The 23,155-nt window shown below is 71.6% G+C and carries 17 protein-coding genes; 10 read left to right on the plus strand and 7 right to left on the minus strand.

From position 1 onward, the window contains the following. The first annotated feature begins 64 nt into the window (after positions 1–64). The 3 genes from ACFYV1_RS17150 (at position 65) to ACFYV1_RS17160 (ending at position 3,148) form a co-directional block, all read left to right on the plus strand. Positions 65–715: a hypothetical protein gene (locus tag ACFYV1_RS17150; RefSeq protein ID WP_389396450.1), complete on the plus strand. Its 651-nt coding sequence runs from the start codon at positions 65–67 to the stop codon at positions 713–715. 83 nt (positions 716–798) lie between these two features. Further along, a complete protein-coding gene (locus ACFYV1_RS17155) occupies positions 799–1,782 on the plus strand; it encodes a class I SAM-dependent methyltransferase (protein WP_389396277.1) in 984 nt (327 codons plus the stop codon). A gap of 145 nt (positions 1,783–1,927) precedes the next feature. Next, on the plus strand, positions 1,928–3,148 hold the full coding sequence (locus ACFYV1_RS17160) for an FG-GAP-like repeat-containing protein (RefSeq protein WP_389396278.1): 1,221 nt from the start codon (positions 1,928–1,930) through the stop codon (positions 3,146–3,148). A 124-nt stretch (positions 3,149–3,272) separates the two neighbouring features. Here ACFYV1_RS17160 and ACFYV1_RS17165 read toward each other — a convergent pair whose 3' ends face one another. Next, entirely contained in the window at positions 3,273–4,019 is a 747-nt protein-coding gene (locus ACFYV1_RS17165; protein ID WP_389396279.1) for an SLATT domain-containing protein, read from the minus strand. A gap of 369 nt (positions 4,020–4,388) precedes the next feature. Between ACFYV1_RS17165 and ACFYV1_RS17170 the strand changes: the two genes are divergently transcribed. The 3 genes from ACFYV1_RS17170 (at position 4,389) to ACFYV1_RS17180 (ending at position 6,056) form a co-directional block, all read left to right on the plus strand. Next, entirely contained in the window at positions 4,389–4,724 is a 336-nt protein-coding gene (locus ACFYV1_RS17170) for a YbaB/EbfC family nucleoid-associated protein (RefSeq protein ID WP_389396280.1), read from the plus strand. An 80-nt stretch (positions 4,725–4,804) separates the two neighbouring features. Further along, positions 4,805–5,404: a recombination mediator RecR gene (gene recR / locus ACFYV1_RS17175; RefSeq protein WP_188276897.1), complete on the plus strand. Its 600-nt coding sequence runs from the start codon at positions 4,805–4,807 to the stop codon at positions 5,402–5,404. Beyond that, the gene (locus ACFYV1_RS17180; RefSeq protein WP_389396281.1) at positions 5,397–6,056 is read left to right on the plus strand and encodes a DUF5063 domain-containing protein; all 660 of its coding nucleotides are present in this window, start codon (positions 5,397–5,399) and stop codon (positions 6,054–6,056) included. The genes recR and ACFYV1_RS17180 overlap by 8 nt, the downstream gene beginning before the upstream one ends. A gap of 40 nt (positions 6,057–6,096) precedes the next feature. Here the strand turns inward: ACFYV1_RS17180 and ACFYV1_RS17185 are convergent, their stop codons facing one another. From ACFYV1_RS17185 to ACFYV1_RS17195, 3 genes are all read right to left on the minus strand, one after another. After that, positions 6,097–6,939, minus strand: a complete 843-nt coding sequence (locus ACFYV1_RS17185) for a class I SAM-dependent methyltransferase (protein ID WP_389396282.1) — start codon at positions 6,937–6,939, stop codon at positions 6,097–6,099. A 5-nt stretch (positions 6,940–6,944) separates the two neighbouring features. Continuing rightward, entirely contained in the window at positions 6,945–7,811 is an 867-nt protein-coding gene (locus tag ACFYV1_RS17190; protein ID WP_389396283.1) for an alpha/beta fold hydrolase, read from the minus strand. 165 nt (positions 7,812–7,976) lie between these two features. Further along, on the minus strand, positions 7,977–9,716 hold the full coding sequence (locus tag ACFYV1_RS17195; RefSeq protein ID WP_389396284.1) for a LuxR C-terminal-related transcriptional regulator: 1,740 nt from the start codon (positions 9,714–9,716) through the stop codon (positions 7,977–7,979). Between the two features lie 350 nt (positions 9,717–10,066). Between ACFYV1_RS17195 and ACFYV1_RS17200 the strand changes: the two genes are divergently transcribed. The 4 genes from ACFYV1_RS17200 (at position 10,067) to ACFYV1_RS17215 (ending at position 14,645) form a co-directional block, all read left to right on the plus strand. Then, positions 10,067–11,338: an aspartate kinase gene (locus tag ACFYV1_RS17200; protein WP_389396285.1), complete on the plus strand. Its 1,272-nt coding sequence runs from the start codon at positions 10,067–10,069 to the stop codon at positions 11,336–11,338. Positions 11,339–11,363: 25 nt separating this feature from the next. Continuing rightward, positions 11,364–12,455: an aspartate-semialdehyde dehydrogenase gene (locus ACFYV1_RS17205; protein WP_389396286.1), complete on the plus strand. Its 1,092-nt coding sequence runs from the start codon at positions 11,364–11,366 to the stop codon at positions 12,453–12,455. A 304-nt stretch (positions 12,456–12,759) separates the two neighbouring features. Beyond that, entirely contained in the window at positions 12,760–13,422 is a 663-nt protein-coding gene (locus tag ACFYV1_RS17210) for a SigE family RNA polymerase sigma factor (RefSeq protein ID WP_389396287.1), read from the plus strand. An 89-nt stretch (positions 13,423–13,511) separates the two neighbouring features. Beyond that, complete coding sequence (locus ACFYV1_RS17215) at positions 13,512–14,645, plus strand: hypothetical protein (protein WP_389396288.1); 1,134 nt, start codon at positions 13,512–13,514, stop codon at positions 14,643–14,645. Between the two features lie 135 nt (positions 14,646–14,780). Here the strand turns inward: ACFYV1_RS17215 and ACFYV1_RS17220 are convergent, their stop codons facing one another. The 3 genes from ACFYV1_RS17220 to ACFYV1_RS17230 all read right to left on the minus strand — a co-directional run bounded on the left by ACFYV1_RS17220 (position 14,781) and on the right by ACFYV1_RS17230 (position 23,101). Further along, positions 14,781–15,536 carry an SURF1 family protein gene (locus ACFYV1_RS17220; RefSeq protein WP_389396289.1) on the minus strand — a complete coding sequence of 252 codons (756 nt, stop codon included), beginning with the start codon at positions 15,534–15,536 and terminating at the stop codon, positions 14,781–14,783. Between the two features lie 150 nt (positions 15,537–15,686). Then, the gene (locus ACFYV1_RS17225; RefSeq protein WP_389396451.1) at positions 15,687–17,510 is read right to left on the minus strand and encodes a prolyl oligopeptidase family serine peptidase; all 1,824 of its coding nucleotides are present in this window, start codon (positions 17,508–17,510) and stop codon (positions 15,687–15,689) included. A gap of 605 nt (positions 17,511–18,115) precedes the next feature. Then, positions 18,116–23,101, minus strand: coding sequence for a DNA repair ATPase (locus ACFYV1_RS17230; protein WP_389396290.1), 4,986 nt, complete (start codon positions 23,099–23,101; stop codon positions 18,116–18,118). Positions 23,102–23,155 lie beyond the last annotated feature (54 nt).

The following is a 23,155-nucleotide window of genomic DNA, read 5'->3' on the forward strand; positions in this document are numbered from 1 at the left end:
TCCGCACGGCCCCGGGACCCTCAACCGCACCCGCGTGCCCGAACTGCTGAGAGCGAGCCCTCCCTTGGCCTGTGACCTGTGGCTGGTCCCCCTTGTCGATGTGCTGTGCCACAGCCCCGACAATCCGTTCGCCGAAGAGATCGCCTCCTACGACAAGGCACTGACCGGCGCGGGCCTTCCGACGGTGCCCGTGTTCGCCTACATGCCGGGCCTGTCGGGCGATGTCGCGCCGGTCGCCGGGTTCGACTACGACGCGCTGCACTTCCTGCGCCGCGCCTATCTGCTGCAGCTGTGCGGGCTCGCAGTGACACCGGTGGACGAACTGGGCGGCGACTACGAGCAGTTGCTGGAGATGTTCGAGTCGACGGCGCAGCAGTCGCACCTGGTGTGGCACTACGACCACGCGGGCGCGTACGTCCCTGTCGACTTCGCGAGTCCGCTGTTCAACGACGAACTCCTCGAGGGGGGCGGTCCCCTGGGCTCCACCCAGGGCCTGCTGCGCGAGCTCGAGTACGTGGCCCCTTCCATCGGTATCGACCCGGCGAACCCGCCGGCCGCGCCTCAGCCGCCGGAGCGCCCCACCGCCTTGGAGGAGCCGGCGGGGCCCATCCCGTACGACGAGAGCCCGTTCGCCCGTGAGCGGCACGTCTGGCTGGGGCTGCACGCGGCGGCGACCAGGAGTCTCGGCCAGGGTTCGATGATCATCTTCAGTTGACGTGACCGCCCGTGTGCCGGGCGGTCAGACGCCGGACAGGTGCCCGACGGCTGTCGGTCACCTTGTCCCGGTAGGACCGGGGCATGTCACAGACGAGTGCCTCCGCCGAGGCAGCGGCCGCCGAGGAAGAACTCCCGCGGCCGGAGCGGTTCGACGACGTAAAGGGCTGGTTCTGGCCGGCCGATCAACTTCTCTTCGACTGGTTCCTGGCACGGCAGGACGCCACCGGTCAGAAGGGTGACATGGTGGAGCTCGGGGCCTATCTCGGCAAGAGCTCCGTCTTCCTGGGGAGCTATCTGCGCGAGGGGGAGACGTTCACCGTCTGCGACCTGTGGGACTCTCCCGCACCGGACGACTCCAACTCCGCCGAGATGGACCGCTCGTACTCCACGCTGACCAGACGCGCCTTCGAGGCCAACTACCTCTCGTTCCACGACCGGTTGCCGACCCTGGTCCAGGCCCCGACCTCGGTCATCACGTCCGAGGTCGCGGCGGCGAGCTGCCGTTTCGTGCATGTCGACGCCTCCCACCTGTACGAACACGTGCACCTCGACATCCAGGCCGCCCGCAAGCTCCTCGTGCCCGAGGGGATCGTCGCCTTCGACGACTTCAGGGCCGAGCACTGCCCGGGTGTCGCGGCCGCGGTGTGGGGCGCGCTGCCGACGACGGACCTGCGGCCGATCGTCATCACCGGCACCAAGCTGTACGGGACCTGGGGCGACCCGGACCCGGTGCGCGAGGAGCTGCTCGAGTGGCTCGCCGGGCGTACGGACATGTGGCACGGGGTGGAGGAAGTCGCCGGGCGCCCTCTCATCCGTGTCAAGGCGAACAGGTCGACGGGCACCCCGCGTCATCCGGAGTCCCGCCACGAGCCCCTTCCCCGGCCCGAACCACTGCCCGCGGAGACGGCGCCCGTCGCGGCCGCCCCCGAGCCGGTGGCCCCCGAGCCGGCGGTGGCACCGGCTCGTCGCCGGCCGTCGCTGGCCCGCAGGGTGGCACGGGAGGTGCTGCCCCCGATCGTGACGCGGGCGCTGACCTCGAACAAGGAGCGCCGGCCGTCGCGGTGACGGAACACGGACGACGGATGGCGTCGGCCGGAACCGGGCCCGTCCCGGGGAGGGCGAATTCCATGGTGGCCTGATCCCGACGGCGAGGTATCTTCCTGGAGCGGCGCGTCGAGGTTCTCTCCGCGCCGCTTCAGGGAGGGAACACATGCGCGTATCACTGCTTCGGCGCCTGGCCGCACTGGCCACGACGCTGGGGCTCACCTCGCTCGGGCTTCTCGGCGCGAGTGCGGCGCCCGCACAGGCCGCGATCAGCGACTGCCCGGCGGGCTACTTCTGTGCCTGGAAGAGCGACAACGGCACAGGCACCATGTTCAGGACGAACACCAACACGGCGACGCTCGGGTCCTGGGACAACACGTTCCACTCGGTCGTGAACCACACGTCGAAGTTCGCCTGCCTGTACGACGATCCGAACTATGGCCTGGCCGGCAACGTCTCCGTGTGGAGCCCCGACCCCGCGGGCACCGAGTGGGGGTACTCGCACGGCTCCGTCAGCTCCGTGAGGCTCGTGCCGACCGAGCGGGAATGCGCCTACCCGGCCTACCCCCAGTGGTACGCGGGCACCGCGCCCACGGCGGCGGGCTTCGGCGACCTCGACGCCGACCGCAGGGCCGACGTCATCGTCAGGGACAGGGCGGGCCGGCTCTGGTTCCTGCCCGGCGACGGCACCGGACGGATGATCGGCACCGCCGGCTGGAACGCCATGGACGCCCTCGCCCGCCACGGCGACTTCAACGGCGACGGCCGGGAGGACCTGATCGCCCGCGAGGCGTCCACCGGCAAGCTGTGGCTCTACCCCGGCACCGGCACCGGCAGCCTCGGCACGCGCAAGCTCATGGGCAGCGGCGGCTGGAACAGCATGGGCCGGATCGTCGGTTACGGAGACCTCTCGGGCGACGGCCGCTCGGACTTCCTGGCCGTCGAGAAGTCCACGGGCAGGCTGTGGCTGTACCCCGGCACCGCGACCGGAACCCACGGTGTGCGCAAGCTCGTCGGCACCGGCGGCTGGAACGGTATGAACGCCCTGGTCGGGGCCGGTGACATGAACGGTGACGGCCGTGCCGACCTGATCGGCCGGGAAGCCTCCACCGGGAAGCTGTGGCTGTACCCGGGCAAGGCCGGATACCTCGGTTCCCGTGTGCTGATCGGAACCGGCGGATGGAACGTCATGGACGTCCTCCTCGGCGTCGGCGACATCTCCGGCGACGGCCGCGCGGACCTCGCCACCACGACCAGGAGCACCTTCGTCGGTGAGGGCTGCCGGGGCGTCGGCTGCCAGCTGGTGTACTCGGGACGCGGCACCGGCGGACTGGAACCGGGTGAGGTGGTGGCCACCGACTGGCACCACCTGAACGGCGCCTTCTGACCGGCCGAAAGAGCCCCGCCCGACGCAAGAGCCCCCGCTGCGACGCAAGAGCCCCCGCTGCGACGCGGAGGCCCTTTCCGTCGAGCGGGGGCCCTTTCCGTCCTGTGCGGCACCGGCCGTCGCCTCAGCGCGGCGGCTCCGGAGGGCGCTGCCTCGGCATGTTCGGGCGGGTGGTCGGCGGGAGCGGGAAGCGGCCCTGGATGACCCCCGGCGCCTGCTGGGCGTCGCCGGCCGCCCGCGGCGCCGGCGCGGTGTGCATACGAAGGGGAGCCGGAGCCGGCCGGAACTCGGTCATCCAGTCCGACGTCTCCGAGCGGACCAGGTCGGCGACGTCCTCCGAGAAGCGGCGCAGCACACCGAGGCAGCGTTCCGCCGCCTCGCTCGCGGTGCCCTCCGCCGGGCCCAGGATCTCGCGCACGCTCTCCGACGCCCAGTCGTACTGGAGAACCTGCAGACGCCGCTGCACCGCCTGCGCGGTGGCGACGTTCCGCATCCACCCGGCCGTCAGCCCGAAGTACCGGTCGCAGGCCAGGCAGGCCGCCGCCAGCAGCAGGGAGAGGTAGCCCCACGGGGCCGCGCTGACCACCGCCCCGGTGAGGTCGAGCAGGGGGAGCGCCGAGCCCGCGACGACACCCAGGGCCGTGCCCAGGCGCAGCACACGCGCGGCGCGACGCTTGCGGACCCGGTCGGACAGATACCAGTCCGCCGTGCGCAGTGCGTCCGCCACGACCCAGCGGTAGAGCTCGTCCAGCCGGGCCGCGGGCTCGCCCCAGTCTCCCTGCGGGAACGGCCGCCCTCTCAGATCATCCGGCGGCGCCTCACCGCCCTCCCGGCGGGCCGGCCCCCCGGGCTGCATCTCCGGCTGGCTCACCGGTGCACTCCTCTGCGCTCTGCTGACGATCAGGACTGACGACCACGACCGACGCCCAGGACTGACTATCAGGTCCGGATAGGTGCTGAAAAGGTGCTGACGTTACACCGCGTGACGTACGTGGCGCGCGTGCGTTCTGATGCGGCGCAGGCCCTTCATACCGCCAAATGGTGGGCTGTGGGCCCGCCATCCCGGTATTTCCGCCCGCACGGGGGGTCTGGTCAGGTAAAGGCGCCGAGAACACGGCCTGCCCGCTCACTCGAAAGAGTTGCCCGATGCGGGGTGGGGCGGGCCGCAGGGTGAGCACGTAGGCTCAAGGTGTACCGCAACGTACAGCGCGTTCAGTCGTCGACGTAGCCAGGAGTGACCGTGATCCCCGGTGGTGGCCAGCCCAACATGCAGCAGCTGCTCCAGCAGGCCCAGAAGATGCAGCAGGACTTGGCTCAGGCCCAGGAAGAGCTGGCGCGGACCGAGGTCGAGGGCCAGGCCGGCGGCGGGCTCGTGAAGGCCACCGTCACGGGTTCCGGCGAGCTGCGCGGCCTCGTCATCGACCCGAAGGCCGTGGACCCGGAGGACACGGAGACCCTCGCGGACCTCGTCGTCGCCGCCGTCCAGGCCGCGGGCGAGAACGCCCAGCAGCTCCAGCAGGACAAGCTCGGACCGCTGGCGCAGGGCCTCGGCGGCATGCCCGGCATGCCGTTCTGATCCCGTACCGCGGTTGGCCTTCTGGCGGCCCCGGTCACCAACTACCGTAAGCAGCAAGCACTCCGAGGAGAGGCGTTCCGTTGTACGAAGGCGTGGTCCAGGACCTCATCGACGAACTGGGCAGGCTGCCCGGCGTCGGTCCCAAGAGCGCGCAGCGGATCGCCTTCCACATCCTCCAGGCCGAGCCGACCGACGTACGCCGTCTCGCCCACGCCCTGCTCGAGGTCAAGGACAAGGTCCGCTTCTGCGCGGTGTGCGGCAACGTCGCCCAGCAGGAGCAGTGCAACATCTGCCGCGACCCGCGCCGCGACCTCTCGGTGATCTGTGTCGTGGAGGAGCCCAAGGACGTCGTCGCGATCGAGCGGACCCGGGAGTTCCGGGGCCGCTACCACGTCCTCGGCGGGGCCATCAGCCCCATCGAGGGCGTCGGCCCGGACGACCTGCGCATCCGCGAGCTGCTCGCCCGCCTCGCGGACGGCACGGTCACGGAGCTCATTCTGGCCACGGACCCCAACCTGGAGGGCGAGGCGACCGCCACGTACCTCGCACGGATGATCAAACCCATGGGTTTGAAGGTCACGAGGCTGGCCAGTGGACTCCCTGTCGGGGGAGACTTGGAATACGCCGACGAAGTCACGCTGGGGCGTGCCTTCGAGGGGAGACGACTGCTCGATGTCTGACGCCATGCTGCACGCCGTGGGCCAGGACCCGGACGACTTCGCCGTCCAGATCGCCGACTCGATCGAATCCTTCATCGTGGCCACCACCGAGGTCGCGAAGGGCGACGAGCCCGACAGCGCGATCCCGTTCCTGCTGCTGGAGGTCTCCCAGCTGCTGCTGACCGGCGGCCGGCTCGGTGCGCACGAGGACATCGTCCCCGACGAGCGGTACGAACCCGACACCGGTCCGGACGCCGACGTCGACGACCTGCGGATGCGGTTCGCGACGATGCTGGAACCGATCGACGTCTTCTCCGAGGTCTTCGACCCGTACGAGCCGCGCAAGGCCCCCGTCCCGTCGAGGATCTCCGACAGCCTCGCGGACATCATCATGGATCTGCGCCACGGGCTGGCCCACTACCGTGCGGGCCGGACGACCGAGGCGCTGTGGTGGTGGCAGTTCTCCTACTTCTCCAACTGGGGCCCGACCGCCTCCGCGACGCTGAGGGCACTCCAGTCCCTGGTCGCCCACGTCCGCCTCGACCAGCCGCTCGCCGAGCTGGACGGTCTCGACACCGACGAGGACCTGACGGAGGAGGCGCTGGCCGAGGAGGCCGGCAAGGTCATGGTCGAGGAGATCCTGGGCACCGAGGGACTGCGCGGAGCCCGCTGATCCGGGGGCAAAGGCCGTGGCGGGACGTCACGTACGGACCTCATTTCGTTCCGACGCCGATGTTCATACGGCTGTGCAGCACCGCGACCCCGTCCGCTCCCGCACGCTCCTCGAGCATGCCGCCCAGCACCTGACGGGCCGCGCTCCGGCGCTCCTGCGACACGTCGGCGAGGAGCACGGCGGCGATCGGATGGCTGGATGCTGTCACCTCCCACAAGTGGTCGGCGGAACGAATCCTGACGGGCCAGTCCACCGTCTCGACGCGGACGTCGGTGAGCTGCGCGCCGGTCATCGCGCGGCGCATCTTCTCCGGGTCCACCAGCCGGAACGGCGGCGGTGGGGGATCGGTCGGCGGTGTGAAGCCCGGCACCGCCGCCCGCAGCGCGCCGAAGAAGAAGGCGATGAACTCGGTCTCGTGGACCGGTGATCCGAACGCGACGAGCAGGGCTCGCCCCGCCGGTCCGATGACGCGGACCATTTCCGCCAGTCCACCGTCCAGGTCGGGGAAGAGCGACACGCCGTTCTGCGAACCTGCGACGTCGAAGGTGTCGTCCGGCAAGTCCAGGGCCGAGCCGTCCATCACCCGGCTGTCCACGTCGGCGGCCAGGCCCTCCTCGCGCGCTCGGGCCGCGAGGCGTTCGACCATGGCGGGGGAGTAGTCCGTCGCCGTGACGTGCGCGCCGAGGCGGGCGGCGGGGATGCTCAGCGCGCCGCTGCCGGCTGCCACGTCCAGGAAACGCATGCCGGGCCGGACGCCTGCCAGACGCAGGGCCTGCTCGCCCAGCGGTTCGGTCAGCGGCGTGACGTGCCGGTCGAAACCCGGTGCGATGCGGTCCCAGGCCGCCTGTTCCCGCGCCTGCTGTGTCGATGCCGGGGTGGTCATGACCGTCACCTTCCTTCGAGAGCCGAGCGCAGCGCACGGAGGAACGCCGCCGGCTGATCCATGGGCGGTTCGTCACCGGCCCGGTCGATCACGTGCAGCGGCCAGCCGTAGCGGGCGCTCGCGGCCTCTGCCGTACGGACTCGTGTCTGAGGGTCCTGCCGTCCCCAGATCAGCGCGGTGGGAACGGTGATCCGCCGCAGGACTTCGTCGGGGATGGCGGGCATGGCGAGCCGTGGCATGAGGGTCCGCATCGCGGCCTTCTGCCGGGAGGTGCGGGCCGTGCCGACGGCGTACGTCTTCAGCGCTTCCAGTGTGCCGCCCAGCTCCTGTGCCACCCGGTCCGGGTCGGCGGAGCACGCGCGGAAGAGGCGGTCGATGGAGCTCGGGGCAGGACGAGCGACGAAGCCGGCGAGGGCGACGGCGAACGACGGCCTCGGCCGGAACCGGGACAGCCCGTAGCTGTCGACCAGGATCAGGCGCTGGAGCCGGTCGGGGCGGGCTGCGGCGAAGCGGGCCGCGATGGCCCCGCCGAGCAGGCGTCCGACGACGACGGGGGCCGACGGGCAGGTCTGCTCGACCAGGTCCTCCAGCCAGCTGACGGTACGGTCGGCGTCGAGGCGCTCTTCTCCCGTGTCGGAGGAGCCGTGCCCGGGGAGGTCGGGTGCGACGACACGATGGGTCGTCACGAGGTCCGGGAGGATCCGGGTCCAGTGCGCCGCGCACTCCCCAGGACCGTGCAGGAGCACGATCGGCGGGCCGTCGCCGCCCTCCAGGACGGCGGTGTCGACACCGGCGCAGGTGATGTGCCGCTCGGTGACGGGGAGCGGGGTGAGCAGGGTCTCACGCGCGTCGACGACAGCGCTGGTGGTCATGATGTCCACCTCTTCCTGGCGTACGGCGTGGTCCGACGGACCTGACGCTGCCGACGCTACGGACGGGCGTTGGGGCACCGCATCGATCGCCTGTACCAATCCGGCATGCGGCACGAGTGGTTCGTACGTACCACTCCCGTGTACGCGCCGCTTGCCGGCGTCCGGTCAGAGCACCCCGTGCCGGTACGCGAACGCGGTGGCCGCGGCACGGGAGGACACACCCAGTTTGGCGAAGACGTTCTGCAGGTGGCGGCGGACCGTGTGCTCGCTGATCACCAGTTCCGCCGCGATGTCGCGGTTTGTCCGCCCGGCCGCCGCCAGCGCGAGCACTTGCACCTCACGGTCCGTCAGCCCGCCCGCGGTCGCGGGAGCGGGGCGGCGGTCCGGGTCGAGCGTTTCGAGACGCGCGAGGTCGGGGGCCGCGCCCAGTTCACGGAAGACGCCGCGCGCCCCCTCCAGGTCCAGACCGGCGGTGTCGTGGTCGCCGAGACGGTGGCAGGCGAGCCCGATGAGGGCACGTGTGCGGGCGTCCTCGTACGGGACCCGCAGCTCGAGCCAGAGCTGCCGGGCCCTGTTCAGTTCGGCACAGGCGGCGCGGGGGTCGCCCTCGGCGAGGAGTACCGTCCCCGTCGCCTGGGCGGAGATCGCACGGAGCAGCGGTGCGTCGAAGTCGGCTGCCGCAGCCGCCAGTTCGTCGGCGGCGGTGCGGGCGGCGGACAGGTGGCCGGACGCGACGTCGGACCTGTCCTCGTCGGACCTGTTGTCGTCGGACCTGTCGTCGTCGGACCTGTTGTCGTCGGACGCCTCGCCGGCGGCGAGCACGACCTCCACGTACGCGGCCAGCACCTTGGTCCGGGTCGGCCGGTCCTGGGCGTCCGCGACGATCCGGCTCAGTGCCGCCTTGGCGTCAGCCGGCCGGCCCTGCGCGAGCCTCAGCAGAGCCAGCCCGGGCTGCGGCGCGTGCCCGTGCTCCGCCGAATGCCGGTAGGCCTGTTCGGCCTCCTTGAACTCCCCTTGCAGACGGAGCAGTTCGGCCTGCTGGTAGTACGCCATGCCGATCGCCGGTTGCCCGGGCGGCGACGACAGCCTGTCGAGTGCCTGCCGTACCTCCGTCATCGCCGTACCCCACTCGCCGTGCATCTGCGCCATCTCCGAGCGGTGCACCAGGCACTGGCCGCGGTAGGGCACGAGATCCGGCTGCTCAGCGCACCAGCGGCTCAGTACGCCCGCCCACTCCTGCGCCCGGCGGAGATCGAAGACCTGCTGGCAGGAGATGATCGCGGCGCACTGGACGATTCCGGCGACGACCGGCGACACCTCGTCCACGGTGACCGAGGACATCACCTCGTCGAGCAGCCCCAGCCCCTGTGCCCGCTCGCCCATCAGGATCAGCGCCTGGGCTCGGCCCAGCAGTGAGAGTGCCGCCAGGTCACGGTCGTGGAATCGGTCGGCGATCTTGGCGGCCTGGCCGAAGGCGGCGTACGCCGCCGGGGCGTCACCGCTCTCCAGTGTCTGCAACGCCATGGGCACGACGAGGTACCCCTGCTCCACACAGTCCACCGCACCCTCGCCGACCAGCCGTTGCGCCCGCCCGATCCAGCCGCCGCCGCGAGCCGGTTCCCCGCGATTGACCAGGAGCAGTCCGAGCCAGAACGCGCACCGCGCCGCTCCGGGGACGTCGCCCCCCTCCAGCAGCGCAAGGTGTGCCCGCTCCCAGGCGCGGGAACTGCTCTCGTCCCGGCCCACCAGGTATGCCGCTGTCGCGAGTCGTTCGAGGTCCTCGGCGGCGAGCGGGGCGTGATTGTCGGCGGCGGAGAACAGGCTGTAGGCGCGCGCCCACTTCCGCAATCCGAACGCGGTCCGGCCGTCCTCGAGGGCATGGACCGGTGTATCGAGTGGGGACATGTCCGCCTCCCGCCGACGCCGCCCCCGGCGCGCACCTGACATTTTACGCTTTGCCGCCTGCCGCCTGGTGGTGGGCGGGGGCCTGTGCCGCCCGCGCCCGCCGCCCGCCCACCCACCAGGTGGCTCCCCGTGGCCGCCGGGTGTGTGAGCCGGGCCACATCCTCGCGTAGCCCGGTTCCTCTTGGGCAGTAGCCAGTCCGAGCGACCGCGGACGCCCTTGCGGGACTTCCGGAGTGATCACCAAGTGAGCGGGACATCTCACCATGTGACATCTCAGGGGCTATCCGCGGTCGCTCGATAGACTGAGCCGACCGCAGTAATGACTGCAGAAGACCGAGCGAGGAGCGCACGTGGGCCTTGTCGTGCAGAAGTACGGAGGCTCCTCCGTTGCCGATGCCGAAGGCATCAAGCGGGTCGCCAAGCGAATCGTCGATGCCAAGAAGAACGGCCACCAAGTGGTCGTCGTGGTGTCGGCGATGGGTGACACGACGGACGAGCTGATCGATCTCGCCGAGCAGGTATCTCCGATCCCTGCCGGGCGTGAGTTCGACATGCTGCTGACCGCTGGAGAGCGGATCTCCATGGCGCTGCTGGCCATGGCGATCAAAAACCTGGGCCACGAGGCCCAGTCGTTCACCGGCAGCCAGGCAGGCGTCATCACCGACTCGGTCCACAACAAAGCGCGCATCATCGATGTGACGCCGGGCCGGATCCGCACGGCGCTCGACGAGGGCAACATCGCCATCGTCGCCGGCTTCCAGGGTGTGTCCCAGGACAAGAAGGACATCACCACGCTCGGGCGTGGCGGTTCCGACACCACGGCGGTGGCGCTGGCCGCCGCGCTGGACGCCGAGGTCTGCGAGATCTACACCGACGTCGACGGCGTCTTCACCGCCGACCCCCGGGTCGTGAAGAAGGCCCGGAAGATCGACTGGATCTCCTCCGAGGACATGCTGGAGCTCGCCGCCTCGGGCTCCAAGGTGCTGCTGCACCGCTGCGTCGAGTACGCACGCCGATACAACATCCCGATCCACGTCCGTTCGTCCTTCTCCGGACTGCGCGGCACCTGGGTCAGCAACGAACCGCAAGGGGATCAGAAGGTGGAGCACGCCATCATCTCGGGAGTCGCCCACGACGTCTCCGAGGCGAAGATCACGGTCGTCGGGGTGCCGGACAAGCCGGGCGAGGCCGCGGCCATCTTCCGCACGATCGCGGACGCCGAGATCAACATCGACATGGTCGTCCAGAACGTCTCCGCGGCCGCCACCGCTCTGACGGACATCTCCTTCACCCTCCCCAAGACGGACGGCCGCAAGGCCATGGACGCCCTGGAGAAGGCGAAGAACGCCATCGGCTTCGACTCGCTGCGCTACGACGACCAGATCGGCAAGATCTCCCTGGTCGGCGCCGGGATGAAGACCAACCCGGGCGTCACCGCCTCGTTCTTCGAGGCGCTCTCCGACGCGGGCGTGAACATCGAGCTCATCTCCACCTCCGAGATCCGCATCTCGGTGGTCACCCGCGCCGACGACGTCAACGAGGCCGTGCGCGCCGTCCACAGCGCCTTCGGGCTCGACTCCGACTCCGACGAGGCCGTCGTCTACGGCGGCACCGGGCGATGAACCGCCGGCACGGAGGCGTGCGGCGATGACCCGCAAGCCGGCGCTCGCGGTCGTCGGAGCGACCGGAGCGGTCGGCGCGGTGATGCTCCGGATCCTGTCCCAGCACGCGGACGTCTGGGGCGAGATCCGACTCGCCGCCTCCCCGCGCTCGGCCGGCCGCAAGCTGGCCGTGCGCGGGGAGGAGTGCGAGGTGCTCCCGCTCGGCGAGAACGTCTTCGACGGAATCGACGTCGCGATGTTCCTGGTGCCGGGCGAGGTGTCCGAGCGCTGGGCGCCCGTCGCCGTTGCCAAGGGCGCCGTCGTCGTCGACGCCTCACCGGCCTTCCGGATGGACCCGGACGTCCCGCTGGTCGTCCCCGAGGTCAACCCCCATGCCGTGCGGCTGCGCCCGCGCGGCATCGTCGCGAGCCCGCACGACACGACGCTCGCCATGCTGCCCGCCGTCGGTGCTCTGCACGCCGAGTTCGGCCTCCAGGAGCTGGTCGTCTCCTCCTACCAGGCCGTCAGCGGCGCGGGCCGGGACGCGGTGGCCGCCCTGCGGACCCAGCTGTCGCTGGTCGCGGGTACGGAGCTGGGCGCCGGGCCCGGAGACGTACGGCGCGCGGTGGGCGACGACCTCGGCCCCTTCCCCGCGCCGCTGGCGCTCAACGTGGTGCCCTGGGCGGGGACGCTCGCCGACGACGGCTGGTCCTCGGAGGAACTGGGACTCCGGGCCGAGACACGCAAGATCCTCGACCTGCCGGCCCTGAAGGTGACCGCGACCTGTGTGCGTGTACCGGTGCTCACGACGCACTCACTGTCGGTGCACGCGCGTTTCGAGAAGGAGATCACCGTCGACCGGGCGCACGAGGTCCTCGCCACCTCGCCCGGAGTCGTGCTCTACGACAACCCCGAGGCGGGCGACTTCCCCACGCCCGCCGACGTGGTGGGGACCGACCCGACCTGGGTGGGGCGGGTGCGGCGGTCGCCGGACGACGCCTGCGGTCTCGAACTGTTCGTGTGCGGCGACAACCTCCGCAAGGGCGCTGCCCTCAACTCGGCCCAGATCGCCGAGGCCGTGGCCGCCGAGTACGGCTCGGGGACGGGCGACGGCCGGGCTGTCAGTGGCGTCTCGTAATCTCGTTGGTCCCAGCAGTCAATTCAGGCGCGATTCGGTGCGGGGCTTTGTAGGATCTGTGGACGCCCTGTGAGGAAATCGATGGCCTGTGCCACTTGAACTGGGGCTTCGGCATGTTTGATGATTCGCACCCCCCTTGCTGCAACCGGTAGTTGGGCGGGAAGCGTCTTTGCGGCACCCGCACACGGTGTCGCGAAAAAATGGGGCATTGGGGAAGAGCGGTGCGCATGCGGGTATCCAGTCCGCCGTCAAAAGCGGTGGCGTACGCGTACAACCCTGGCGGGGGGCAGCGTGTCCAACAGGCGTGGCAGAGGTTCTCGACATCGCAAGGGTGGCCCCGGGCCGCGGCGCTTCGGTGCGCCCGCTCCGCAGACCCCGTCCGGCCGGCGGCATGCCGGTGATCGCACCCATGCCCGCTTCGCGGACGACCCGCGTGCCGTCACAGCGGCCGGGCACTGACGACGCCATGGCCGCCGGCACCACCGTCGATCACCTCACCGAGACCTACCGCGCCCACTACCGGTCGCTGCTGGGCCTTGCGGCGCTCCTCCTCGACGACACGGCGTCCTGCGAGGACGTGGTCCAGGAGGCGTTCATCCGGGTCCACTCGGCGCGCAATCGCGTACGGGACCCGGAGAAGACCCTCGCCTATCTGCGGCAGACCGTGGTCAACCTCTCCCGCTCCGCGCTGCGCAGGCGCATCCTCGGCCTCAAGCTGCTCTCCAAGCCGATGCCGGACATGGCGAGCGCCGAGGAAGGCGCGTACGACCAGCTGGAGCGGGACGCGCTGATCAAGGCGATGCGAGGACTGCAGCGCCGTCAGCGCGAGGTACTGGTGCTGCGGTACTTCGCCGACATGACCGAGGCGCAGGTGGCCGAGACGCTCGGCGTCTCCCTCGGCTCCGTGAAGGCGTACGGCTCACGCGGTATCGCGGCGCTGCGCGTCGCCATGGAGGCCACGAAATGAGCAGACGCGGCGACAGCTTCGAGTGTTCTGGAAATTCTGAGCATTACGGGCCGGACGGGCCGTTTGACGACCGGACTGGGAACAAGATTGTGAACAACGGACCGACCGACGGGAAGGACCTCGGCGGGAAGCTTTTCGGCGGGGAGACCGGGGCGGGGGCCCGAGCGGAGACCCGGGCCGAGACCGCCGCGGGGACGGGAGCGGGGACGGGAGCGGACGAGGACGCGCTGCGGCGGCTGCTGCACAGCGTCGTCAACGACATCGAACCCTCGGCCGGTGCGCTGGACCACCTGCGCCGGGCGGTCCCGGCGCGGCGGGCACGCAAGCGGCAGGCCCTCGTCGGCGCGGCCGCGGCGGCCCTGCTGATCTGCACCGCCGTCCCCGCCTTCGTGCACGTGGCGAACTCCGGCGGCGGGGACAGTGCCAACCCGGTCAACGCCGGGCACGGTGAGGAGTCGCAGGGCGGCACGGGCAACGCCCCGGGCGTCACCGGCGGTGACAACGGCGTCAAGGGGCCCACGCAGGGCACCGGGGACGCGATCCCTCCCGGCACGAGCGCCGGGCCGAACCCCCCTGTCGGACCGCCCGCCGACGGCCTCGGGGACGGTGCCTCCGGAGCGGTCCAGTCGCCCGCGGCGGGCGAAGTTGAGCCGTGCACGGCAGGGCAGCTGAGCGTCTCCACCGAACTGGGCCAGCCCGACGCCGAGGGCAAGGTGTACGGCACTTTCCGGATCACCAACACCTCGGCCACCGACTGCCTCGCCAGCGGGTCCTCCGTCGGTTTCCAGACGCAGGGCGCCGCCGACGCGACCCGTATCGGCGTCAGCCGCCACGCCGAGGGCGACGCCGCGACGGGTCTGCCCGCCCCGGCGCCCACGGAATCGGACACGCTCGTCGTGGCGGCGGCCAAGTGGTACGAGACGAAGTTCGCCTGGGTCCCCTCCGACACATGCCCGACCGAGGGCGCCTCACCCGCCCCCTCGCCGTCCGAGGGCGGTACCGCCGGTGGCGGCGGAGCGGGCGGTGGCGGTGGCAGCCAGGGCGGCACCGGCACGACCGACGGGAGCGCCGTCGAGCCGCAGCTCGTCACTGAGGGCGCCGTGAAGGACGGCAGCGTGACGGTCACGTACGCCGCGCTGGGCGGCTCCGTCGGCGGCCAGTCGAGCGTCCCCAACGCATGTGCCGGAACGATCTACTACACGGGCATGCTGGCCGGACAGTAACGGGCTCGGGGCCCGCCCCGAGCTCCTGTACGGGGGCTCGCCGCCGGCTGTGTACGTCGCGCCGGGACGTCGAGACGTCTTACGACGTCACGAATTCACGTCGTATCGCCGTCATGTCGTCATGCAGTCATGCCGTCACGCCGTCGCGGGGTCCAGCCCCAGGGCCCGGTCCTTGGCCGCCTCCGCCTCGCGGCGGACCAGGCGGAACCACATGAAGAGCACGAAGCCGGCGAAGACGAACCACTCGCCCGTGTAGCCGAGGTTCTGGAACGCCTTGAGGTCGAGACCGCTGTTCTGCGGTGCCGCCGCCGGCACGGCCGTCAGCCCGCTGTCCGCCGTCGACAGCGTGACCCACGCGTCGTAGACGTCGTCCGGCACCAGGTTCACCAGCGAGGCGGCGCTGATCATCCCGAGTTGCCCGCTCGGCAGGCCGCCCGCGGCGTGCACCCCGTCCGTGCCCGTCGACTCGGACGCCTGCAGCGCGCCGGTCACCGTGACCTCGCCGGACGGCGCCGCCGGGGCCCGGCCGCCCTCGGGCATCCAGCCGCGGACCACGGGCAGCGTGCGGCCGCCCTCGGTCTTCAGCAGCGTCAGCACGTACGAGCCGCGCCTGCCGTCGAGTTCACGCTGCGGGACCAGGAACTGCTCGCCGTACCGGCCTGTCGCCGTGGCCTGCCTGCCCGACGTCTCCTTGTCGACAGGCAGCAGTTCGTCGAGCGGCGCGGCCTTCTGCTGTTCCGGGCCCGGCTTCCGCTCCGCCTCGCGGTGGGAGTCGACGCGGTCCTCGAACCTGCCCAGCTGCCACGAGCCCATGAAGACGCAGAACGGGATCGCCAGCAGGACGAAGACGTTGATCCCCCACCAGCGGGGCGTCAGCAGGAATCGGTACACCCCTCCACGGTACGGAACGCGTCAGCCGTTCCTCGTGCCGGGGCCGTCCGCAGGTCACCCGGAGGCTGTCCGAAGAGCACCCGAAGGGCGTCCGGTGAACGTCAGGAGGTGGCTACGGGCGGCCGCCGGCGACGGCCGCCCGGCGGTGGTTCAAGGCTGCGTCGCCACCCCCTTCAGGTGCCGATCGGCGAAGTCGATCTCCAGCCCGACCTGCTTGATGCGTTCCTCCACCACGAGGGAGCCGTGGCCGGCGTCGTACCGGTACACCTCGTGGGCCGCTCCTCGCGCCGCGAGCCTGTCCACGTAGTTGTCGATCTGCCGTATCGGGCAGCGCGGGTCGTTGACGCCGGCCGAGATGTAGACCGGTGCGCGGACCGCATCGACGTAGGTCAGCGGCGACGAGGCCGCGAAGCGCTCCGGGACCTCGTCGGGCGAGCCACCGAACAACGTGCGGTCCAGGGCCTTCAGCGCCTCCATCTCGTCGTGGTACGCCGTGACGTAGTCCGCGACCGGGACCGCCGCGAGGCCGAGCGCCCATACGTCCGGCTGGGTGCCGAGGCCCAGCAGGGTGAGGTAACCACCCCAGGAGCCACCGGAGAGGACCAGTTTCTCCGGGTTGGCGAGGCCCGAGGAGACCGTCCAGTCGCGGACCGCCGCGATGTCCTCCAGTTCGATCAGGCCCACCCGGTGCTTGAGCGCGTCCGTCCACTCACGGCCGTAGCCCGTCGATCCCCGGTAGTTCACGCGCACGACCGCGTAACCGTGGTCGATCCAGGCCGCCGGGCCCGCGGCGAACGAGTCGCTGTCGTGCCAGGTCGGGCCGCCGTGGATCTCGAAGACGGTCGGCAGCGGTCCGTCTGCCCCGGCCGGCTTCTGCACCAGGACGTGGATGCGACCGCCCGGGCCCTCGACCCAGACGTCCTCGACCGGCACAGAGGCGGGGGCCTTCATGCCCGGCGGGTCGAGCACGACGCCTCCGGCGGTGGACCGGATCCGGGGCGGCTGCGCCGCCGACGACCACAGGTACTCGACGCTGCCGTCCGGGCGGGCCGTCGCGCCGGAGACCGAGCCGGCCGGTGTCTCGATCTGCGTCAGCGCACGCGACGCCAGGTCGTAGCGCCACAGCTCGCCGCGGGCCTCGAAGCTGTGCCCGATCAGTAGTGCGGAACCGTCCGGATACCAGTCGGCGCTCACGTCGCCCGGGAGCTCGATGCCGAGATCGGTCTCCTCGCCGGAGGCGGCGTCCCAGATCATCGGCTCCCAGCGGCCGCGCCGCTGATGTCCGACGAGCAGGCGGGTGTCGCCGTCGACCGGGGCGAACCCCAGGACCTCGAGCCCCAGCTCCACGGTGCCGCCCGCCGTGTCGTCCAGCTCGGCCACGGTTGTGCCGTCGAGGCGGGTCACACGCAGTGCGGAGTGCATGGCGTCGCCGTGCTCGGTGTGCTCGATCGCCAGCAGAGATCCGTCGTGCGAGAGGTCGCCCACCCCGGCGGACTCCCGGTGCCGGTAGATCTCGACGGGGGCCGCCCCCGCCTGAACGACGTGGATCGTGGTGCCGTCCTCGTCGGTGGAGCGGCCGACGACCGCGGTGGTGCCGTCACGGCCGATGGCGAGCCCCGCCGGGTACGAGGGCTCGAGACCCGGCACGGCGGGCACGTCCTCGCCGCCGTGGAACGGCTGCCGCATCCAGATGCCGAACTCGTCCCCGTCGGTGTCCGAGAACCACCAGACGGCCTCTCCGCCGGGGGTGAGTATCCCGTCCGTGGTGCCGTTCGGTCGGTCGGTGACCTGGCGCTGCCCGCCCGTCGCCCGGTCCCAGGCGTACAGCTCGTACGTCCCCGTCGCGTTCGACACGAAGAGGGACCGGTCGGGCGCGTCCTCCGCCCAGTCGGGCAGGGAGACACGCGGCGCCCGGAAGCGCTTCTCCCAGTCGGGCATGTCGGCGGTGGTGTGTGTGTCGGTCATGCCCTCCATGAAAGCGGATACCGCCCACATCCTTCGCAGCCTGTGGACAACTTGTCCACAGGGCTGCCCGTCGCCCTGCCGGACCCGAGTCGATCTCAGTCGCCGGCTCGCCTCACCGTGACGAGTCCGGTTGAGCTGCGCTGTGCGCTCGGCACGCCGGAGCACGCCGGACCAGAGCACGCCAGAGCGCGCCAGAGCACGCCGGAACACGCCGGAACACGCGGCGCCGGGTACGCCGGGCACCGTCCGCGTCCGCCCTCCGGACCCGGTCGGTCCCCGAGACCACCGCCCGTCCGCACGGCGCGTGGCCCCGACGCGCCGGTCCATACCCGGCGGGTGACCTGTCTCGCCTGCCCTGCCTGCCCCGCCCGGCCGATGCGCCCCGGCGCGCCCGTTCCTGTCCAGATAGTGACCGGCCTTACCCGTCCCTGCCTGGCCGGTGCCGGGCGCTCCCGGCCGAGCGCCGCGCGGCTCGGTCACGCAGTTGCCGCTCCAGGCAGGCTGGTCATGCAGCTCACGCACCGCGCGGCCGAGGCACGCACCGCGCGGCCGAGGCACGCACCGCGCGGCCGAGGCACGCACCGCGCGGCCGAGGCACGCACCGCGCGGCCCGGTCACGCCCCAGGCGTCACCGCGTCCGCCCCCTCGGCGTACGGCATCCCGTCGCTGCCCGCCGCCGCCCGGTCCGGTAGGCGCGCCGACGCACCCGCTCCCTCGTCCTGCGCGGCGGGAAGCCGCGCCGCGTGGCGACCGGCCGGCCGGGTCAGCAGATGACGCGGATCGGCCGCTCGTGTGATCGCGGACTCGACGGCCGCCACCCGGTCCGCCAGGAGCCCCAGCGCCGCGACCGCCCGTGCCAGCGGGTCCCCGTCCGGGCCGCCGAGAGCCTGGGCCCGCACGTACCGCGCCTTGATCTCCTCCCAGCGGGCCGCCTGTCCGGCACTCAGCGTGCCGCGCAGTTCGGCCAGCTTGAGCAGCGCCGCCTCCGCGCCGGTCGTGAGGGTCTGGGCCTCGCCGGCGTAGTGGTCCTCGATCACGGACGCCAGCTCGGCGTCGTTCATCACCGGGCTGATCCGCTCCACGATCTTGTTCATGTTGCGGTAGGAGCCCTGCAGCCGGAACGGCGGTTCCGTACGGCTCTCGTCGCTGCTCCCCGCGGACGCGATATACGCGGCGTTCACCGCGAGAACCGTGCGCCGTGCGGTCAGCAGATGCCGCAGCACGGCCAGGATCTGCTCCAGCTCGGCCGGCGCGTACGCGTGCCGCAGCCCCTCGGCCTGTGCCGTCGGGTCCTGGGAGGCGAGGCGGACCAGCAGGTCCAGGTCCGCCCGGTCCCGGCCGGAGAGCGGCGCGAGCAGCGGGTGGGAGGTGAGCGCGTTCTCGACGAAGCTCAGCGCGAACGCCTCCTCCTTGCCGGTCAGTACATCGCCGAGGTTCCACACGTCGGCCCGGTTCGCGAGCATGTCCGGGATGCGGAACCGCTGCCCCGACTCCGTGTACGGGTTGCCCGCCATGCAGACCGCGAAGCGCTTGCCGCGCAGGTCGTAGGTGCGGGTCCGGTCCCGCCACACGCCCTCGACGCGTCGCTGCGCGTCGCACAGCGAGATGAACTTCTGCAGCAGTTCCGGCGAGGTGTGCTGGATGTCGTCCAGGTACAGCAGGACGTTGCTGCCCGCCTCCAGTGCGAAGTTGATCTTCTCGACCTCCTGGCGAGCGGTGGCGTTCGGCGCTTCCTGCGGATCGAGCGAGGTCACCGCATGGCCCAGCGCCGGGCCGCTGACCTTGACCAGGAGCAGACCGAGCCGGTCCGCGACGTACTCCATGAGCGTCGTCTTGCCGTAGCCGGGCGGGGAGACGAGCAGGAGCAGCCCGTTGCTGTCGGTGCGCCGGGACTCGCCGGCCGTACCGAGCTGCTTGGCCAGGTTGTCGCCGATCAGGGGCAGGTACACCTCGTCGACGAGACGGTTGCGCACGAACCCCGGCATGACGCGCGGGCGGTGCTCGTCGAGGCGCAGCCGGTCCCGTTCCGCTGTGGCGAGCGCGGTCCGGCGCCGCTGGTACGCCCGGAAGCCGGGCGCCACCTCGTCGCGGAAGCGGCGGGTGCGGGCCAGCAGTTCGTCGAGACGGACGGTCATCGTGCGGCGTTCGACGCGCGGGTGGCTGCCGAGCAGTCCCTCGACCGTTCCCGTGAGCGGTGCCCCGCACTCGTACCGCCCGAGATCAGGACACAGTTCGATCGCCGCCGCCTCCGCGAGGTCCGTGTCGTCGGCCCCGGTCGCCCCGGTGTAGGCGCACAGCCAGTTCTCGACGACCTGACGACGGGCCGGCAGGTCGTCGCCGAGCGCGTACAGGTCGTCCTCGTAGGCCGAAGTGCCGATCGTGCGCCGGAACTTGTCGAGCAGCGTCCGCGCGGCAGCGCTGGTCACGAAGCCCTCGGTGCCGCAGGTCAGCTCCTCGAAGAGGTACTCCGCGGCGAGCGCGTCACCGATCTCACCGGCCAGTTCGGCTCGGAACGCGTCGATCGCCGGCGCCAGCCCGAACGTCTCCCGTGCACGCGCCAGCGACACCGCCCGCAGCGTCCACGCCATGCGTTGCGCCTCCTGCGTGCCGTGCGCCCAGAACAGCTGGGCCGCGGCCCGCGCCTGCGGCGGGTAACGCAGCAGACCGGCCTGCTCGTGCAGCCGCAGCAGTACGCCGAGGACGAGTGCCGCGTCGTGGTCGTGCACGCCTCGTTCGTAACCCTCGTCGTACGCGGCCAAAGCCGCCTTCCTCACGACATCCGTGAGATCCGTGCCCGCAAGGGCCGCGGCGCCGTGCTCGTCGAGCAGCCGGGCGGCCAGGTGTTCGGCGCGGTACACGGACGCGTTCTCCGACGGCAGCGACTGCTCCCAGTACGGGCGGGTCTCCGCGAAGCCGGGCGCCGTCGCCTCGGTGACCGGCGAACGGTAGTCCGTACCGGTCAGCGAGAACACGAGTCCGTCGCCCTGCGGTACGAGGGTCAGCTCGAACGGCTGGGTGTTCACCGCGAACCGGTGCCGGCCGAACCGAATGGCCGAGCCACCGTCCGCGTACAGGTCGGTGCGGTCGCGCAGTGCCCGCGCCGCCTCCTGCCGCGCGGCCTTCAACCGCCCGTCGAGTTCCTCCGCCCGTGCGCCGTCGCCCAGTGCGCGCAACTCGTCCGCGGTGCGCCGGACCTTGGCGACCATGGGGTCGGAGGCGAAGTAGGTGTTGATCTCACCGGTGTCGCCCAGAGAGGCGACCCGGCGCGAGATCGTCTCCAGCACGCGTGCGGCCGATCCCGCCAGCCGCTCCGCCCGCCGGGCGCGCTCGTCCTGAAGGGTCTGGCGGCGGGACGCGAACGCCTCGTACACCTCGGTGCGCCTCGTGCCCAGCTCACCCAGGAAGTCGTCGGAGTCGGCGAAACGCGACTCCAGGTTCTCCAGCCGGAGCAGCAGCGCGGCGAGCTGCTCGTCGCACGCCTCAGGGTCTTGGGCGGCGGCGAGCGCCCCGGTGACCGCCTGGCCGAGGAGCGCCAGTTCGGCTGCGAACTCCGCCTTGCCCTCGTGGGCGAGGAGCTCCCTGCGGCGGGCGTCGAGGGTGGCGCGGGCGCGGTTGACGGCGCCGAGCACCTCCGCGATCCGTTCCAGGACGGACGTACGGACGACCGCGTCGCCGATGTCCAGCCCGGCGACCACCTCGGTGACGGTACGGAGTCCTTCCGCCTGCTCCTCGAGCCGTTCGGCGACCGGTACGGCCTCCGCGACCGTCGTGATCGCCTCGGCCCTCGCCGTCAGTTCCTCGATGTCCGTGTGCCGGTCCGCGAAGGCGTCCTCGCGCTCGAGGAAGGCCACGGCACGCTGGGCGAAGGAGGTGATGTCGGCATCGGTGTCCGCGGCGAGGACGTCGATCCGGGCCGTGTCCGCGTACCGCAACTCCTTGACGGTGAGCAGTTCACCCTGCGCGCGGCGCAGCCGGGTCAGGCCGTCGACCCACCCGCCCGCGCCGCGCGGGGTCTCGCCGCGCAGCCGACGCACCTGTGCGGCGATCCGGCCGGCGGCCTCGTCCAGCGCCCTGGCGGCCCGCGCCGTCAGCTCCCGTACGGTCTCGGACTCGGCCACCACCTGCTCGGCCGTCGCCCGCAGCCCGGCGAGCGGTGAGGCGAGATCGCCCGCCTCGGGGTCGGCCAGCCAGTGGAAAGCGTCCGCGGCGCGGGTGCAGGCGGCGAGCAGCGCTTCGTGGACGCCGGTCGCAGGACCGTGCTGCGCGTCGGCGACGGAGCGGGCGAGGGACAGACAGTCGGAGATGCCGCGCACCAGGTCCGCGTTGCCGATGACGGCGAGCGGGCCCTGACCGGCGGGGCGGGCGGCCGCGTAGGTGTCGGAGACGAAGGGCGACTGCCACCGCTGCACGGGGTGCACCCGGGTCGGCTCGTCGCCCTCGGCACGGAGGATCAGAAGCGTGCCGTCCTCGAAGACGGCGTGGCCACGGCAGTTCAGCGGGGTGGCGACCGTCTTGCGGATCACGTTGTAGGGCAGCAGCAGACTGCGGCCTTCCACTTGCGAGTGGAAGACGAACATCACGTCCTCGCCGTTCGGCGACCGGACCGCCCGCTCGAATTCCGGCGACCCGGCGGACCCGGCGGACCCGGCGTCGACGTCGAAGGTGCGGGCCGTCGCGGTCGCGGCGAGGTAGTAGCCGCCGGGGAAGACGATGCCCTGGTCCTCCGGCAGCCGACGGCATGCCTGGCCGATTCCGTCGAGCCGTACGACGGTCCTGGTGATCGTGTTGTGGACCAGGTACCGGTACGCCTCCTCCTTGTACGGGCGGATGCGCAGCAGGATCAGCGGTCCGACGCGGGCGTGCCCGATGTCGGCGTCGGCCAGGGACTGCAGCGGCTCGTCGACGGGCTCGGAGTGGATGCCCTCGCCGGTCTCCGTTTCGTCCTCGGTCTTCACGGTGAGCGTGCCGCCGACCGTCGCGACGAAGATCTCACCGCCGACGGACACATGCGGATGGCGGCCGGGTACGTGGTCCTCGCGGGTCGTCGGTGTCCACTCGAAGTCGTGCGACGCGGGGAGGACATGGTCACGCTCACCACGGGCGTCGAGGAACTCGGCTCTTCCGCCGGGCGTCACTGCCCAGCGCAGCACCCGGATGTCGGAGGCCTGCTCGCCGGTACGGAAGACGGCCAGCAGTCGGCCACCCGTGTGGCGGAGTCGGAGGAGCCGGGCACCCTGGTAGTAGCGGTGCAGCTCCTCGAACTCCCGCAGGAACGCGGGATCGTCGAGGAGGCCGGGCACGGTGTCGTCGGGGACGCGGTTCAACTCACGGTCGTGGAGGGCGAAGACGTCGCCGACCGTGGTCTGCGTACGCACCCCGAGGACGGTGTCGTAGCCGAACAGCAGATGTTCGCCGACGGCGACGAGGTCGCGCGGCACGCAGTTGTTCTCGCTGCGCAGGTGTTCCGTGCCGGTGAGCCGAAGCTCCGTCGAGCCGAACGTGGCGATACGGCGGGTGTTGAGATCCTCGGCGCGCCTGGCGAGTTCGGCGGCATGTGCGCCGAGCCGGTCGCGCAGCACCTCGTATGTCCCGGAGTCCACCGTCCCGGGGCCCCTCGTCCCGGAGTCCACCGCTCCGGCGCTCCTCGTCCCGGA

The sequence above is a fragment of the Streptomyces sp. NPDC003023 genome, assembly GCF_042888225.1.
GTDB lineage: Bacteria > Actinomycetota > Actinomycetes > Streptomycetales > Streptomycetaceae > Streptomyces.

Excerpts from the sequence above, each read along its gene's own strand:
- ACFYV1_RS17195 (WP_389396284.1), bottom strand. The coding sequence starts at position 9,716 with ATGTCCCCACTCGATACACCGGTCCATGCCCTCGAGGACGGCCGGACC.
- ACFYV1_RS17160 (WP_389396278.1), top strand. The coding sequence starts at position 1,928 with ATGCGCGTATCACTGCTTCGGCGCCTGGCCGCACTGGCCACGACGCTG.
- ACFYV1_RS17180 (WP_389396281.1), top strand. The coding sequence starts at position 5,397 with ATGTCTGACGCCATGCTGCACGCCGTGGGCCAGGACCCGGACGACTTC.
- ACFYV1_RS17190 (WP_389396283.1), bottom strand. The coding sequence starts at position 7,811 with ATGACCACCAGCGCTGTCGTCGACGCGCGTGAGACCCTGCTCACCCCG.
- ACFYV1_RS17155 (WP_389396277.1), top strand. The coding sequence starts at position 799 with ATGTCACAGACGAGTGCCTCCGCCGAGGCAGCGGCCGCCGAGGAAGAA.
- ACFYV1_RS17185 (WP_389396282.1), bottom strand. The coding sequence starts at position 6,939 with ATGACCACCCCGGCATCGACACAGCAGGCGCGGGAACAGGCGGCCTGG.
- ACFYV1_RS17205 (WP_389396286.1), top strand. The coding sequence starts at position 11,364 with ATGACCCGCAAGCCGGCGCTCGCGGTCGTCGGAGCGACCGGAGCGGTC.
- ACFYV1_RS17225 (WP_389396451.1), bottom strand. The coding sequence starts at position 17,510 with ATGGAGGGCATGACCGACACACACACCACCGCCGACATGCCCGACTGG.